Consider the following 15,179-nt stretch of genomic DNA (forward strand, 5'->3'; position numbering starts at 1 on the left):
CCCGCACCCCGCGCGCCCGGGGTGGCCTTCGCGGCCGCTACGGGACGTCCGTCGCCTCCATCGCGGTGCGCACCTCATGGGCGAGGGCGTGCAACCGCGGCGAGGCGGCCAGCTGTTCCAGGGTGAAGGGGCGGCCCTCGGCGTCGGCGATGGGCAGCCGCCAGTTGGGGTACTCGTCCCAGGTGCCGGGCAGATTCTGCGGGCGGCGGTCGCCGACGCCGTCGGGGAGCCACACCCCGACCATCCGGGCCGGCGTCCTGGCCAGGAAGCGGTGCACGGCCTTGACCACGGACTCCTCGTCCCGCGTGCCCTCCGGCAGCAGCCCGAGCCGCCCGAGCAGCGCCAGCCACTCCGCGACGTCGACCGCGTCGGCGGCCTGCTCCTCCTCCAGCGACCGCGTCAGCAGCCCCAGCCGGTGCCGCAAGTCCACGTGCTCGCCGGTCAGCCGTGCGGCCGTCGTCGGCAGGTCGTGCGTGGTCACGGTGGCCAGCACGTCGGCCCGCCACTCCGCCGGGGGCAGCGGCCGGGCGTGCCCGTGCGCGCCCGCGGCGGCCGCCCCCTCCCAGTCCCGCTCGAACCAGAGCACCGACGTGCCGAGGATGCCCCGGTCCGCGAGCTCCTCCCGTACGCCGGGCTCCACCGTGCCGAGGTCCTCCCCTATGACGACCGCGCCCGCGCGGTGCGCCTCCAGGGCGAGGATGCCGAGCATGGCCCCGGCGTCGTACCGGACGTAGACCCCCTCGGTCGGGGGCCTGCCCTCCGGCACCCACCACAGGCGGAACAGGCCCATCACATGGTCGATGCGCAGTCCGCCCGCGTGCCGCAGGACGCCGCGCAGCAGATCGCGGTACGGCGCGTACCCCGTGGCCGCCAGCGCGTCCGGGCGCCACGGGGGAAGCCCCCAGTCCTGGCCGCGGGCGTTGAAGGCGTCCGGCGGCGCGCCCACCGACATGCCGCGGGCGAGTGCGTCCTGCAACGCCCAGGCGTCGGAGCCGGAGGGGTGCACGCCCACCGCGAGGTCGTGCACGACACCCACGGCCATCCCCGCGTCGCGCGCGGCCCGCTGGGCCGCCCCCAGCTGACTGTCGGTCAGCCAGGCCAGCCAGCAGTGGAAGTCCACCTGGTCCAGCCGCTGCCCGCGCTGCCGGGCGACCTGCCCCGATCGCGGATCGCGCAGCCCGGCCGGCCAGGACCGCCAGTCGGGGCCGTGCAGCTCGGCCAGCATCGACCAGGTGGCGTGGTCGTCCAGCGCCTGTCCCTGCTCGGCCAGGAAGTCCCCGTACGCGGCCCGGCGGCCCGGCGACAGCGGCACCTTGCGGACCAGCGCCAGCGCCTCGCGCTTGAGCTCCCACACCGCGTCACGGTCGATGAGGGCGTCCTTGAGCAGCACCGAGTCACGCAGCACGGCCGCCCTGCGCAGCAGGTCCGCGGCGCGCTCGCGGTCCTCGGCGTCCAGATGCGCGTACTCCGGGATCTCCTCCACCCGCAGGTACACCGGGTCCGGGAAGCGGCGCGAGGACGGCCGGTACGGCGACGGATCGGTGGGCTTGCCCGGCACCGCCACGTGCAACGGGTTGACCTGGAGGAAACCCGCGTGCAGCGCGCGCCCCGTCCACGCCGCGAGGTCGGCCAGATCACCCAGGTCGCCCATGCCCCACGAACGCGACGACAGCACGGAGTAGAGCTGCGCCATGAAGCCGTACACCCGCTCCGGCGGCCCCGGCAGCCGGTCCGGTGCCACGACCAGCTGCGCGGACGCCGTGCGGCCGTCCGGGGTACGCGCGCGCAGCGCGTGCCGGCCGACGGGCAGCGGTGCCTGTCCGTCCCACTCGGTCTCGACGCCGTCCTCGGTCTCCACCCGCAGCGCGGTGCCGTCCGGCAGCACCAGCCCCGCCGCGCGCCCGGCCCGCACCACCACGTTCCGGGGCAGCAGCCGCTGCCCCGCCCGCTGCTCGTGCTCCGCCAGCGCGTCCCGCACCGCCGCGGGCGTCGAGGCGTCCACCCCGAGCGCGGCCAGCACCTCGATCACCGTCTCGTCCGGCACCCGCACCTCCCGGTCGGCCGAGGGGCGGTACGTCGGGGCCACGCCGTGCAGCACGGCAAGTCTGTCCCTCTCGGCGGAATCGGTCATCGGGGTGCCCTCCCGGGCGTCGGCGGAACAGGGCGACAGCCTCAGCCATACCCACTGCGTGGCGGCACAGTCGCCCTCCGTGTGTGTACGCCGCGCTGCGCGTGCGTTCCGGGTGGGTTTTCCCCCGCCCGCCCTCCCGGGTGCCCTGTGAAGTTAGTGACCCCGGCGCGCGTTTCGTTGGGTGCCGGGTTCGGGGCCTCCGGGGCTGGCCATTCTGGACAGCACATTTTGGTGCCTCGGGCACTCTCCGCTGGGCACCCCGGGTTGTGCACCCAAATATGCTCCACAGTCCAGAACGCCCACCCCTACGACCCCGCCCCCTCCGTAGTGTTCGCGCCTGATCCCCAGTGGGGGTATGGAGGCAGTCCGGGGGGACCGCGGTTGCCTGGATCCACCCCACCGGTGTGTGTGGGCGGTGACGCCTGGGCGGCCGATGTGCCGCTGGACCAACCATGGGGCTGTGCCATGGCCGCCTTCAACCCCCCCACTGGGGATCAGGCGCATGACGAAACCGAGGGGGCGGGGTCGGAGGGGTGGATGTTCTGGACGCTGCGGGATATTTGTGTGCAGCATCCGGGACAGGATGGGATGGGCAAGTGCCCGTCACGCACGTAAATATCCCAGTCCAGAATGGCCAGCCCCGGAGGCCCCGACCCCGGCCCACCCCGCACGCGCGCCGGGCCGCCCGGACTTCACAGGGCACACGGGCGGGAGGGCGGGGGAAAAACCCACCCGGACCGTCAGGGGAGGACCGCAAACGCGCGCGCAGCGCACTCGCGCCAAGGGGCCGCCGCCTCAAGCTGCGCCGCAAGCGCGAGCAGCCGCCCCTCCGCGCCGTGAGGCGCGCCAAGCATCATGCCGATGGGCAACCCCCCGTCACTCCACCCCAGCGGGAGCGACACCGCCGGCAGCCCGGCGATGTTCCAGGGCGCGGTGAACGGCGTGAACGCCAGCTGCGCGGCGAAGTCGGCCTCGGGGTCGGCGTCGTCGCGCAGGGCACCGACCCGCGCGGGGAGCTGGGCCAGGGTCGGGGTGAGGACGGCGTCGTACGGGTGGACCGCCCGCGCCAGTTCGCGGCCCACGGCCTGCATCGCCCCGAGGGCACGCGCGTAGCCGAGGCCGCCGACGCGTTGCCCCTGCGCACGCAACCACCGGGTGAGCGGGAGCAGTTCGCCCTCGTGTTCCACCGGCACGGGCGTGAGCGCCGCCAGTACCGCCCACACCGGGGTGAACGCGTCCCGGTCGCCGGGTGCCAGCGGCTGGGGCACGTCGAGGACCTCGTGCCCCAGGTCCTCCAGCAGTGCCGAGGTCCGCTCGTACGCCGCCAGCACCTCCGGGTCGACCGTGACCCCGGCGACGTCCGGCAGGGCCCAGCGGGCGATGCGCAGCCGGCGCGGTTCGTGGTCGCACCACTGGAGGAAGGTCCGCTCGGGCACCGGCAGGGGGAAGGGGTCGCCGGGGGCGGGGACGGACAGCACGTCCAGGAGCGCGGCGGCGTCGCGCACCGTGCGCGCGATCGGGCCGTGCACGGCCAGTCCGCTGACGTCGCCCCAGGGCGCGGGGCTCACGCGGCCGCGGCTCGGCTTGAGCCCGACGACGCCGCAGCAGCTCGCGGGGATGCGGATGGAGCCGCCGCCGTCGCTGCCGTGCGCCGCCGCCGCGAGGCCCGCGGCCACGGCGGCCGCCGCGCCGCCGCTGCTGCCGCCCGCGCCGCGCGTGAGGTCGTACGGGGTGCGGGCGGGCGGTCCGGCCCGGCCCTCGGTATAGGCGGGGAGCCCGAACTCCGGGGTGTTGGTCTTGCCGGTCAGCACCGTGCCGGCCTCCCGCAGCAGGGTCACCAGGTGGGCGTCCCGCTCGGCGACGCGGTCGGCGAAGACCGCGGAGCCGGAGGTGAAGCGGATCCCGGCCACCGGGGTGAGGTCCTTCACCGGGACCGGGACGCCGAGCAGGGGCGGCAGGTCCCCGCCGGCGAGCAGCAGCCGTTCGGCGCGCCGCGCGTCCTCCAGCGCCCGTTCGGGGGTGACCGTCAGATAGGCCCCGAGGGCGGGATCGATCCGCTCGATCCGCTCCAGGTGGTGGGCCGTCAGCTCGACCGGCGAGATCTCCCCGCGTCGCACCGCGGCGGCCTGCTCCAGCATCGTCAGTTCATGGGGTGCGGTCACCCGGCCCAGCCTAGGCAAAAGGCCGGGGCGGGTGCTCGTTCCAGCACCCGCCCCGGATCGTGCGCAAGGTCGCGCGGACTAGCCCGCGTTCACCTTGCCGATGATGACGCTGCCGGTGCCCGCGGCGGTGCCGTTGGCGTTGAGCAGCTGGACCTCGCCGAAGAACTGGCGTCCCTCGGGCGCGGGGGCGGCCACCAGCACGTTCGCGGTGACGTTCGCCGAGGCGCCGTTGGCCAGCGGCACGTTCGCCGCCTCGTCGACGACGACCGAGCCGAGCGACGCCGAGTAGAAGACGTCACGGTAGTCGTACGCGGTGCTGCCGGACGGGACGGAGAAGCCCTCCACCTGGACGGTGTAGGTGCCGGCCGCCGGGTTGGCGATGCTGACCGCCTCCTCGGAGTCGCCGTCCGCGGAGCGGCCGACCTCGACGCCGTTCCGGTAGACGTACAGGTCCAGGTCGGCGCCGGTGTCCGAGGTGCCGCCGATCGCCACGTCGAGACGGGTGGCGCCCGCGGGCACGACGACCTGCGTGGTGTTGACCACGCCCTCGGCGACGGACGGACGGCTGGCCTCCGCCGAGCCGAGCGCGCCGCCCTTCAGCTTGCCCTGAACGGGGGCGAAGCCGTTGGTGACCTTCCAGGAGACCGGGGCCGGGGTACCGACGGTGGCCTCCGCGACGGTCTGCACCTCGGGGTCGAACGAGACGCCGAGCGCGGTCGCGGTGAGCGCGTACGGGTTGTCCAGCAGCGGCGAGGTGCGCCGGGCCTCGACCTCGAACTCCCAGACGCCCGGCAGCGGCTCCGCGTAGGAGCGCAGGTCGGGACGGCAGGTGTTGGCGGGGTTGTTGTAGTTCGGGTAGCAGGACGGCGTGGAGGTGTCGTCCACCGGGACGCCCCACGGGTTGATGGCGATGAAGCGGGTCTGGCTGCCCGCCGCGAGACCGCTCATCTTGACCTCGAGCGACTTGGCGCCTTCGGGCACGGTCACGAAGTACGAGGTGGTGCTGTTGCGCTGGACCGTGCCGGACGCGGTGAACGTGTAGCCCGGCTTGGCCTGCGGCGTGGCGACCACGACCGTGTTGAGGATCTGCTGGTCGACACCGCGCGTCGACGGGTCGTCGACCTCGAGGATCGCGCTGTGCGCGCCGGCGGTGTGCGGCTTGGCGGTGATCTGCACGGTGACCGGCTTGTTCAGCGGCAGGTCGACGGTGTCGTCACCGGGGAACCGCCAGGTGCTGTCGTCGTTCAGCCAGTCCAGGTCGTGGCGGATCGTGCGGTCCGGGCCGGAGGTGCGGGTGAGCGTGACGTTGTACGTCTTGCTCTGGCCCGCCTTCAGGCCGGTCTCACGGTCGTAGACGCCGGTGCCGTAGCCCGGGGTCGCCAGGAACTGCGACAGGGAGGTGGCGACCGGTGCCTTGACCGTGTAGGTGTTGGCGTCGGCGCCGGTCTTGATCAGGTGCCAGGCGCGGTCCACGTCCAGCAGGCCGGCGCCCTGGGCGAAGGCCTGGACGTCCTTGATCTTCCTCGCGGTGCTGGTCAGCGCGGTGCGCAGCTTCAGCGGAGTCAGATCGATGTGGGCGTGCTTGGCGGCGGACAGCAGCAGCGCGGAGGCGCCGGCGGCCTGCGGGGAGGCCATCGAGGTGCCCTGGAGCATCGCGTAGCCGGGCGGCAGGCTGTAGCCCGCCTCGGCGACGGGGCCGCCGGCCTCCCAGGTCGGGATGGTGTTGATGGAGGCACCGGGGGCCGAGATGACCGGCGCGATGCCGCCGTCCTCACGCGGGCCGCGCGAGGAGAACGGCATCATGTCGTAGTCCTTGGTGACCTGCGAGCCGTAGTTGGCCGCCCAGGTCTCCTTGGAGATCGTCGCGCCGACGCTGATGACCTTGTCGGCCAGGCCGGGGTCGCCGATGGTGTTGAGGCCGGGGCCGCTGTTGCCCGCCGAGATGACCAGCTGGACGCCGAAGTCGTCGATCAGCTGGGTGTAGATCTGGGCGCGGGCGTTGTTGCCGTCGTTCAGCGCGGGCAGGCCGCCGATGGACATGTTGACGATGTCCACACCGCGGTTGACGACGAGGTCGATCATGCCCTCGGTCAGCGCGATGTTGGTGCAGCCGCCGGACCAGGTGCAGGCGCGGGAGGAGACGATCTTCGCGCCCGGTGCGGCACCGATCATCTTGCCGCCGAACAGGCCGTTGGCGGAGGTGATGCCCGCGACGTGCGTGCCGTGCTCGGACTGGATGACGCCGATGTTGACGAAGTCGGCCTTCTTGCCGATCCACTCGCCGCCGTACGGGTCCGTCGGGACGTCCTTGCGGATCTCCACCACGAAGGGGATCCGCTCGGAGATGGCCGTGGCGGGGTTGTCGGTGCCGAAGTACCCGACCTGGAAGCCGTCCTTGTACGGCTTCATCGGGGTGTCGTCACCGAAGTTGCCGTTGTCGTTGAGGTCCACCCGGACGGTGCCGGCCGCCGGGTCGTAGAGCACGCCCCACAGGTCGGTGGTGTCGCCGTCCCGGTTGAGGTCGCCGGCCATGTCGCCGCCGACGGTGGCCGACTCGCGGAACACCGTGACCTGCTGCGAGGGGTCGGGGGCGGTCCAGGTCCTGGTGCCCACGGTGACGGTCGGCCCGTTGGTCATCCGGCGCCAGGTGGCGTCGCCGTCCAGGATCGGGTCGGTCGCCGTGACCCAGTCGACGATCTTGCGCTCGCCGGTGGTGGTCTTCTGCAGCGCCGGGTGGCCGAGGTCGACACCCGAGTCGAGGATGCCGATGGTGACGCCACGGCCGTCGGACTCGGGGTTCTTGCGGACGAAGTCGACCGCGCCGGTCTCCCAGGCGGGCTGGTACGGGTTGACCGCCGGGGTGTTGGCGTCCGGGCCCGGGTAGGTGGCGGCCGTGGTCTTCTTCGCGGCGCCCTGGGCACGGTCGGCCGACGGGGTCGGGTCGTCGAGCTTGATCTCCTGCTTCAGGTCGACGGCCTGTACGGAGGAGAGCTGCTGCGCCGCCGCGATGGCGGCGTCGGCCTTGCCGGTCGGTACGGTGGCACGGACGTAGCCGAGCTTGTCGTACGTCCGGTCCACCGAGGCGCCCTTGAGGGCGTCGATCTCGCCCGAGATCTGCTCGGTGGAACCCGCCTTGGTGGCGATCATCATCGTGACGTTCTTGTCGCCTGCGGCCTTGGCCTTGGCGAGGAGTTCCGCGTCGGCGGATCCGAGCTTGTCACCGGAGGTCTTCACCGCCGCGTCGGCGGGGTCGCCCCCCTGGTCGGCGAAAGCGGTGGAGGCGGATATTCCGGTCGCGGTCAGCGCGGCCACGAGACCCGCCGCGAGCGCGATGCGGACGCGTCTCTTCCCGCGTATGTGTTCAAGAGACATGGGCATCCTTGTTCAAGATTTGGGCGCCAGTTGACGGACACAGTGGTCCATGTGCCGGGTTGTTGGGGAGTGCCGGAGATGGCGCAGGCATGCCATGACGCGAATGCGTCAAGCTGCCGACGGTCATGGATGCCGCACAACCGCCCAATCCATCCCATGCGGCCGCCCCCGCCCGCGCGGCCCGATCCTTGATCGTCCTTGTCATGCGGGGCGGTTGATGAACAGCTGATGAGCGGTTCGCCACCGGCCGCCTCGTCCCGGATGACCGGCGCGAATACGGCCGGCCGATGTCCGGAGATCGGCGCCGGCCGTTCCGCTTGTGTTGGACCGCCGGTCACTCCGGCTGCCAACGATCCCGGTGTAGACGCCCTACCGTCGCCCACCGGGGGAACCCGCCATGCCTGGTCCCGTGCCCGCTGTCGCCCTCAACCGCCGCAACTTCCTGATCGCTTCGGGGACCACCGCGCTCGGCGCGGGACTCGGCATCGCACTGGTTCCCGGCTCCGGTGACGCCAAGGCCGCTCCTCCGGCGGCGCAGACGGCGTCAGGCGTGGTCGCGCCCGCCTCGCCCGCCTCGCCCGCCGCCCCCACGGCGGCCGGCACGACGCTGGAGACGGTGGCCGCGCCGCGCGGCAGCGGCGGCTACCGCCGGCTGGCCGACGGCCCCGGCTGGAAGCGTGTGACGCGCACCGAGCTCGCCGCCGCACAGAGCGGCCGCGCCGACCGCCGCACCACGCTGAGCTGCTTCGTCCAGTTCACCGACCTGCACCTGACGGACGTGCAGAACCCCCAGCGCTACGAGTTCCTGCGGGCGGACTCCGCCGGCGGCTGGCGCCCGCAGGAGGCGCTGACCAACGCCGGCGTGGTCTCGCTGGTCGAGCGGGTCAACGCCCTGCGCAACGGGCCCGCCACCGGCACACCGATCAGCTTCGTCATGACCACCGGCGACAACACCGACAACAACTCACAGCTGGAACTGGAGTGGTTCCTGACCGCCATGAGCGGCGGCCGCATCACCCCCAACTCCGGCGACCCGCAACGCTACGAGGGCGTCCAGGACTCCGGCCTGAAGCTCTACTGGCAGCCCGACGCGGCCCTGCGCGACGCCGACAAGGCGCTCGGCTTCCCCCGCCTGCACGGCTACCTCGACGCCGCGATCCGCCAGGTGAACAGCCCCGGTCTGAACGTCCCGTGGTACGCCACCGTCGGCAACCACGACCAGCTCTTCACCGGCGCCTTCGCGTCCTCGCCGTTCTTCCGCGACCTGGCCACCGGCTCGCGGAAGCTGTTCTCCCTGCCCGCGGCCGAGGCGGCCGCCGTCAACAAGGCCATCCGCCAGGGACCCGACCCCAAGGGCGCCCGCTTCCGCCAGGCCTGGGACCGCTACAAGGGCACCGCCCGCACCGTCACCCCCGACGAGCGCCGCGCCCCCTTCACCCGGCACCAGTACATCGCCGCCCACCTCGACCCCGCACACACCGGCGCGGGCCCGGTCGGCCACGGCTACACGCGCGGCAACCTGCTGACGGAGCGTCTCTACTACACCTTCCGCATCTCCGACGACGTGCTCGGCATCAGCCTGGACACCACCGACGCCGGCGGCGACTACCGCGGCTCGCTCGGCACCGCGCAGTTGCAGTGGCTGGAACGGATGCTCACCGCCCACCTCGGCGAGACCGTCCTGGTCTTCAGCCACCACCCCAGCTGGGCCATGACGAACATGGTTCGCGACCCCGCCCGGCCCACCGAGAAGCGGCACGGCGGCGAGGAACTCGTCGCGCTGCTCAAGCGGCACCGCAACGTCGCGGCGTGGATCAACGGCCACAGCCACATGAACAAGATCGTCCCCCACGGCTCCTTCTGGGAGGTCTCCACCGCCTCCCACGTCGACTACCCGCAGCTCGCCCGGGTCGTCGAACTCACCGACAACCACGACGGCACGCTGTCCCTGCACTGCACGCTGGTGGAGTCCGCCGCCCCCCACCGCACCGACTTCTCCGACCTGTCCCAGACCGGTCTGGCCGCGCTCTACCGCGAGTTGTCCTTCAACGCCCCCGGCTCCCGCTCCGATCTGTCCGGTGCCGCCGGCGACCGCAACGTGGAGCTGCTGCTGAAGAAGCGCTGATCCAGGCCGGCGAGGCCGGCCGGTTCAGCGGGGGAGCACCACCACGTACGAGGCGGGGTTGCGGTCCACCGAGGCCATCAGCGCGGTGCGGACGACGGCCGCCTGCTGCTCCAGGGCCTCGCGCAGCTTCCTCGGCGTGATGTGCACCACCGTGATGCCGAGCCGCTCCAGGTGCTCGCGCTTGCGGGCGTACTCCGACCACAGCGCGTCCTCGTCCTGGCGCGGTGCGCGCGCGTCGATCTCCACGGCGACCGCGTGCTCCGGCCAGTACGCGTCCACGCCGCCCAGGTGCGGGCCGCCGGGCAGACGCAGGTCCACGTTCCACACCGGGTCCGGCAGACCGAAGCAGCGCACCATGTCGTACAGCCGGCTCTCGGCGATCGCCCTGCCCTCGGCCAGCAGCGCGTCCACCGCCTCGACGACGTGCGGCCGCGACAGGAGCCGGGCGTTGCTCAGCTCCCGGACGATGGACGTGGCCTCGCAGTGCCCGCCGCGCACCGCCTCGGTCAACACCAGGCGCACCGTCTCCGCGTCCGCGAGCTCCGCCACCGCGTCGGCCAGCGCCCGCGGCACCGGGGCGCACGGGATGCCGCCCACCAGGTGCGGGCGCGGCGGGGTCTGCGTCCGCACGAAGCCGACGTCCCCCGCGGCGCGCACCTTGCGCTGACGGGCCACCAGCAGGTCGATCCGCTCCAGCCCGAGCAGCGGCGGTACGGAGGAGAAGCGGTGCAGGGCGAGCGCGGCCAGGCCGGTCACCATCGCGTCGCCGTCCGCGTAGAGCAGCGCCGCCTGCAGCCGCTCCTCGCTCGTGGGCGGCCCGGGGTGCAGCACGTAGACCTTGGGCAGCACCTCCTGCCACGGGCCGTCCGGGCCGCAGCGCTCCGAGAGCGTGCCGGGGGTGACGCCGTGCTCGCGCAACTGGCGGGCGGTCAGTACGGCGGGCCGCTTGCGGGAGGGGTGGTCGAGGGGGCGGGGGCTGAGGGGGGTGTTGTGGTTCATGTCGGGTCAATTCCCGCTCCCCGGGGGCGGGCTAACCGCTGTTACCGTTCCGTCGACAAATGCGGACATCCCCGCACTAAAGTTCAGACGTTCGGTTGCCGAAGGGCCGATTTCACCTATCCGGGTGTACCGACTCGCCCTGCCTGCGCATTCGTCACCGCGCCAGCCGGGGCGGCACGGGGTGCCCGGACCCCGCACGGTACGCCGTTGGGGTGACCGGACGTGTGTTCACGGGGGTACGGGGGAGCGCCGCACGCCGGGCGGCGCACCCCCGCACACGCCGGGATCAGACGCCCGCGCCGGCCGCCGCGTCGCGTGCCTGGGCGCGCAGCGCGCGCGCGAGGTCGTCGCGGCACTCGGCGACCAGCCGCCGCAGGGCGGGGGCGGCATCGGTGTGCGCGTCCAGCCAGGCGGCGGCGTCGTCGACCGTCTCCGCGCGGTCCTGCAGATGCGGGAAGAGCCCACGGACCACGGCCATGCCGATCTCGATCGACCGCTCCGCCCAGATCCGCTCGATGACGGCGAAGTACTTCTCGGCGTACGGCGCCAGCAGCTCGCGCTGACCCGCCTGATCGAAGCCCGCGATGGTCGCCTCGACCAGGGCGTTGGACAGCGCGTCGGACTCCACGACCGCCGCCCAGGCCTGCGCCTTGACCGCCGCCGAGGGGCGCGCCGCCAGGCACCGCACCTGGTGCCGCCTGCCGGAGGCGGTGTCGTCGCGGGCGAGCTCGGCGGCGATGACGGCCTCGTCGGCGGAACCGTCCGCGGCCAGGGACTCCAGGAACGTCCAGCGCAGTTCCTGGTCCACCTCCAGCCCGTCGATCTTCTCCGTGCCGTCCAGGAGCGAACGCAGGAACGCCGTCCCGGTCTCGCCCGAGGCGACCGAGGCGTGGAAGCGGGCCCAGGCGAGCTGGTGCCCGCTGCCGGGCTCGGCCGCGCGCAGCTCGCGCAGGGCGCCCTGCTCCAGTGCGCGCAGCCCCTCCTCGCGCCGGCCGGGCGCGGCGTAGTCGTTGAGGGCGGTACGGGCCTGCAGGTGCAGGCCCTGCAGGACGCCGATGTCGGTCTCGGCGCCCGCGAAGCGCAGGACCAGGCCGAGGTAGTCGCGGGCGGGCATGAGCCCGTCGCGCGTCATGTTCCACACCGCGGACCAGGCCAGCGCCCGCGCCATGGGGTCGGCGAGCTCGCCCAGGTGCTCCCGGACGGTGGCCAGGGAGTCCTCGTCGAAGCGGATCTTGCAGTACGTCAGGTCCTCGTCGTTGACCAGGACGAGGTCGGGGCGCTCGGCCCCGGCCAGCTCGGCCACGACGCTGCGCGGCCCGGCGACGTCGGTCTCGGCACGCGCGTACCGCTCCAGGGCGCCCCCGGGCGTGCGGCGGTAGAGCCCGACCGCCACGCGGTGCGGCCGCAGCTGCGGGTGCGAGGCCGCGGCCTCCTGCACCACGGCGAGCTCCGCGACGCGCCCCTCGCCGTCGTACGTCACCTGCGGCGTCAGCGAGTTGACGCCCGCGGTCTGCAGCCAGGCCCGGGACCACTCGGCCATGTCGCGCCCCGAGGTCTCCGCCAGCACCGACAGCAGGTCGCCGAGCTCGGTGTTGCCGTACGCGTGCCGCTTGAAGTAGCGCCGCGCGCCCTCCAGGAACGCGTCCCGGCCCACGTAGGCGACCAGTTGCTTGAGCACCGAGGCGCCCTTGGCGTACGTGATGCCGTCGAAGTTGAGCTTGGCGTCCTCCAGGTCGCGGATGTCGGCCGTGACCGGGTGCGTGGACGGCAGCTGGTCGGCGCGGTAGGCCCACGCCTTGCGCCGGTTGGCGAAAGTGATCCAGCCGTCCTTGTAGCGGGTCGCCTCCACGAGCGAGAACGCGCCCATGAAGTCGGCGAAGGACTCCTTGAGCCACAGGTCGTCCCACCACTTCATGGTGACCAGGTCGCCGAACCACATGTGCGCCATCTCGTGCAGGATGACGTTGGCCCGCCCCTCGTACGACGCCCGGGTGACCTTGCCGCGGAAGACGTACTCCTCGCGGAAGGTGACCAGACCGGGGTTCTCCATCGCGCCGATGTTGTACTCCGGCACGAAGGCCTGGTCGTACTTCCCGAAGGGGTACGGGTAGTCGAAGTGGTCGTGGAAGAAGTCCAGGCCCTGCCGGGTGACGGTGAAGATCTCCTCGGCCTCGAAGTGCCGGGCCAGGCCCTTGCGGCACAGCGCGCCCAGCGGGATCTCCAGCTCCGTGCCGTCCGCAAGGGTGCGCCGGTAGCTGTCGTGCACCATGTGGTACGGCCCGGCGACGACCGCCGTGATGTACGTGGAGATCGGCCGGGTCGGCGCGAAGTGCCGGGTCTGCCCGCCGTCCGAGACGCCGGTGACCCGCTCGTTGCCCAGCACAACCCATGACTCCGGAGCGGTCACCGAGAAGGTGAAGGGCGCCTTCAAGTCGGGCTGCTCGAAGTTGGCGAAGACCCGGCGGGCGTCGGCCGGCTCGTACTGCGTGTAGAGGTAGACCTCGCCGTCCTCGGGGTCGACGAAGCGGTGCAGGCCCTCGCCGGTGCGGCTGTAGGCGCACTGCGCGTCGACGACCAGCACGTTGTCGGCGGCCAGGTCCGTCAGCGCGATCCGCGCCCCGTCGAAGACCTCCGCGGGGTCCAGCTCCCGGCCGTTGAGCAGCACGGAGGTGACCGAGGGCGCCACCAGGTCGGCGAAGCTCGCGGCGCCGGGCTCGGCGCAGCGGAAGCGGATCGTGGTCACCGAACGGTAGGCGGGCTCCTCCGCCCGGACCGCCGACCGAAGGTCGAGCGCGACCTCGTAGCCCTCCACGGCGAGCAGCCGGGCCCGCTCGCGGGCCTCGTCACGCGTGAGGTTCTCACCGGGCACGGGGTCTCCATCCGTTCGCACGTCGTCGTGGGGAGTGTCTTGTGGACGCCAGGCATCTTCGCACGTGGCACCGGAGGGCACCGCACGGGAATGGGGATGCGGCCGGGGGTGTTCCCTGTTCCGCACCACGTGTCGATGTGTCATGCCCCGAGGAGACAACCGTGACCGAGACCACAGCGAACCCCACCCCGACCCCGGTGGACTTCTGGTTCGACCCCGCCTGCCCCTGGGCGTGGATGACCTCCCGATGGATGCTGGAGGTCGAGAAGGTGCGCCCCGTCGAGGTGCGCTGGCACGTGATGAGCCTGGCGGTCCTCAACGACGGCCGCGAGCTCCCCGAGGAGTACCGCGAGTTCCTGACCACGGCCTGGGGCCCGGTCCGCGTCTGCATCGCCGCCGAGCAGAAGTACGGCAGCAAGGTGCTCGGCCCCCTCTACACCGCCCTGGGCACCCGCATCCACAACCAGGGTCTGGGCCACAAGGACCGCGAGGTCATCGTCGCCGCCCTGGAGGAGGCCGGCCTGCCCGCGGACCTCGCCGACTTCGCCGACAGCGACGCCTACGACACGGAGCTGCGCGCCTCCCACCAGGAGGGCATCTCCAAGGTCGGCCAGGACGTCGGCACCCCGGTCATCGCGGTCCCCGGCGCCGACGGCGAGCAGATCGCCTTCTTCGGCCCGGTCGTCACCCCGGCCCCCAAGGGCGAGGCCGCGGCCCGCCTGTGGGACGGCACGCTGCTCGTCGCGTCGACCCCCGGCTTCTACGAGATCAAGCGCACCCGCGACCAGGGACCGGTCTTCGACTGATCTCCCCTCACTAGAAGTGCCGGAGCAGTTCGGGGAAGGCCGTCAGCCGCAGCACACGCTCGTCGGCCGGGTCGATCTCGGACTGCTCCAGCACCCAGGTGTTGTCGTTGGGGATGAAGACGGCGCTCATCCCCGCCTCCCGGGCGGGGATGATGTCCGACTTGGGGGAGTTGCCGATCATCCAGGCCGCCTCCGGCGCGAAGCCGTAGTGCGCGATCAGCCCCCGGTAGGTGTCCACGGCCTTCTCCGGGACGATGTGCACACCGCGGAACCGGCCGGCGAGCCCCGACGCCTCGACCTTGCGGGACTGCTCCTCGGCGTCGCCCTTGGTGAGCAGCAGCAGCTCATGGCGGCCGCCCAGCTCGTCGAGGGTGTGCGCGACCCCGGGCATCAGCTCCACGCGGTGCTCGGCGAAGGCCAGCGCCAGCTCGTCGATGCGCCGGGCCTCCTCCCGCGTCGCCGGACGCTCCCGCAGCCGCTCCAGGCACTCGCCGAGGCTGCGCAGGAACACCTTGCTGCCGTATCCGTGGGCGACCGCGTTCGCCGCCTCGATCTCGTTGAGCAGCGCCCTGATCCGGTCCCGGTCCAGCACCGGGTGGTCGACCCAGTCGAGGAAGTCCTCTATCACCCGTTCGAAGACGACGTTGTTCTCCCAGAGCGTGTCGTCCGCGTCGAAGATCAGCACTTGCCCGGTCAGCCTCGCGTCACCCATGGC

Annotated in this window: 8 protein-coding genes; 2 read left to right on the forward strand and 6 right to left on the reverse strand. The window is 72.7% G+C overall.

Annotated features, from left to right (window positions below; genetic code table 11):
- Positions 1-37: 37 nt before the first annotated feature.
- The 3 genes from malQ to ACFWVC_RS02585 form a co-directional block, all read right to left on the reverse strand.
- Complete coding sequence (malQ, locus tag ACFWVC_RS02575; protein ID WP_384274752.1) at positions 38-2,131, reverse strand: 4-alpha-glucanotransferase; 2,094 nt, start codon at positions 2,129-2,131, stop codon at positions 38-40.
- A 740-nt stretch (positions 2,132-2,871) separates the two neighbouring features.
- Positions 2,872-4,293, reverse strand: coding sequence for an amidase (locus ACFWVC_RS02580; protein WP_384274759.1), 1,422 nt, complete (start codon positions 4,291-4,293; stop codon positions 2,872-2,874).
- 78 nt (positions 4,294-4,371) lie between these two features.
- Complete coding sequence (locus ACFWVC_RS02585; protein ID WP_384274768.1) at positions 4,372-7,665, reverse strand: S8 family serine peptidase; 3,294 nt, start codon at positions 7,663-7,665, stop codon at positions 4,372-4,374.
- Between the two features lie 397 nt (positions 7,666-8,062).
- On the opposite strand from ACFWVC_RS02585, the gene ACFWVC_RS02590 reads away from it, so the two are divergent.
- Positions 8,063-9,790: a TIGR03767 family metallophosphoesterase gene (locus ACFWVC_RS02590; protein ID WP_384274775.1), complete on the forward strand. Its 1,728-nt coding sequence runs from the start codon at positions 8,063-8,065 to the stop codon at positions 9,788-9,790.
- A 24-nt stretch (positions 9,791-9,814) separates the two neighbouring features.
- Here ACFWVC_RS02590 and ACFWVC_RS02595 read toward each other — a convergent pair whose 3' ends face one another.
- Complete coding sequence (locus ACFWVC_RS02595) at positions 9,815-10,789, reverse strand: hypothetical protein (RefSeq protein WP_384274783.1); 975 nt, start codon at positions 10,787-10,789, stop codon at positions 9,815-9,817.
- A gap of 286 nt (positions 10,790-11,075) precedes the next feature.
- The gene (gene pepN / locus ACFWVC_RS02600; protein ID WP_384274789.1) at positions 11,076-13,658 is read right to left on the reverse strand and encodes an aminopeptidase N; all 2,583 of its coding nucleotides are present in this window, start codon (positions 13,656-13,658) and stop codon (positions 11,076-11,078) included.
- Between the two features lie 161 nt (positions 13,659-13,819).
- Here pepN and ACFWVC_RS02605 point away from each other — a divergent pair, with 161 nt between their 5' ends.
- Positions 13,820-14,464 carry a DsbA family protein gene (locus ACFWVC_RS02605; protein WP_384274798.1) on the forward strand — a complete coding sequence of 215 codons (645 nt, stop codon included), beginning with the start codon at positions 13,820-13,822 and terminating at the stop codon, positions 14,462-14,464.
- A gap of 10 nt (positions 14,465-14,474) precedes the next feature.
- On the opposite strand, the gene ACFWVC_RS02610 is transcribed toward ACFWVC_RS02605, so the two are convergent.
- Positions 14,475-15,176 (reverse strand): HAD family hydrolase, encoded by a 702-nt coding sequence (locus ACFWVC_RS02610; RefSeq protein WP_384274804.1) that lies wholly within the window; start codon positions 15,174-15,176, stop codon positions 14,475-14,477.
- Positions 15,177-15,179 lie beyond the last annotated feature (3 nt).

The sequence above is a fragment of the Streptomyces sp. NPDC058691 genome (assembly GCF_042714775.1).
Taxonomy (GTDB): domain Bacteria; phylum Actinomycetota; class Actinomycetes; order Streptomycetales; family Streptomycetaceae; genus Actinacidiphila.

Bases quoted from the DNA above. Each gene is read 5' to 3' on its own strand.
- ACFWVC_RS02610 (WP_384274804.1), bottom strand. From the start codon at position 15,176: ATGGGTGACGCGAGGCTGACCGGGCAAGTGCTGATCTTCGACGCGGAC.
- ACFWVC_RS02585 (WP_384274768.1), bottom strand. From the start codon at position 7,665: ATGTCTCTTGAACACATACGCGGGAAGAGACGCGTCCGCATCGCGCTC.
- ACFWVC_RS02590 (WP_384274775.1), top strand. From the start codon at position 8,063: ATGCCTGGTCCCGTGCCCGCTGTCGCCCTCAACCGCCGCAACTTCCTG.
- ACFWVC_RS02595 (WP_384274783.1), bottom strand. From the start codon at position 10,789: ATGAACCACAACACCCCCCTCAGCCCCCGCCCCCTCGACCACCCCTCC.
- malQ (WP_384274752.1), bottom strand. From the start codon at position 2,131: ATGACCGATTCCGCCGAGAGGGACAGACTTGCCGTGCTGCACGGCGTG.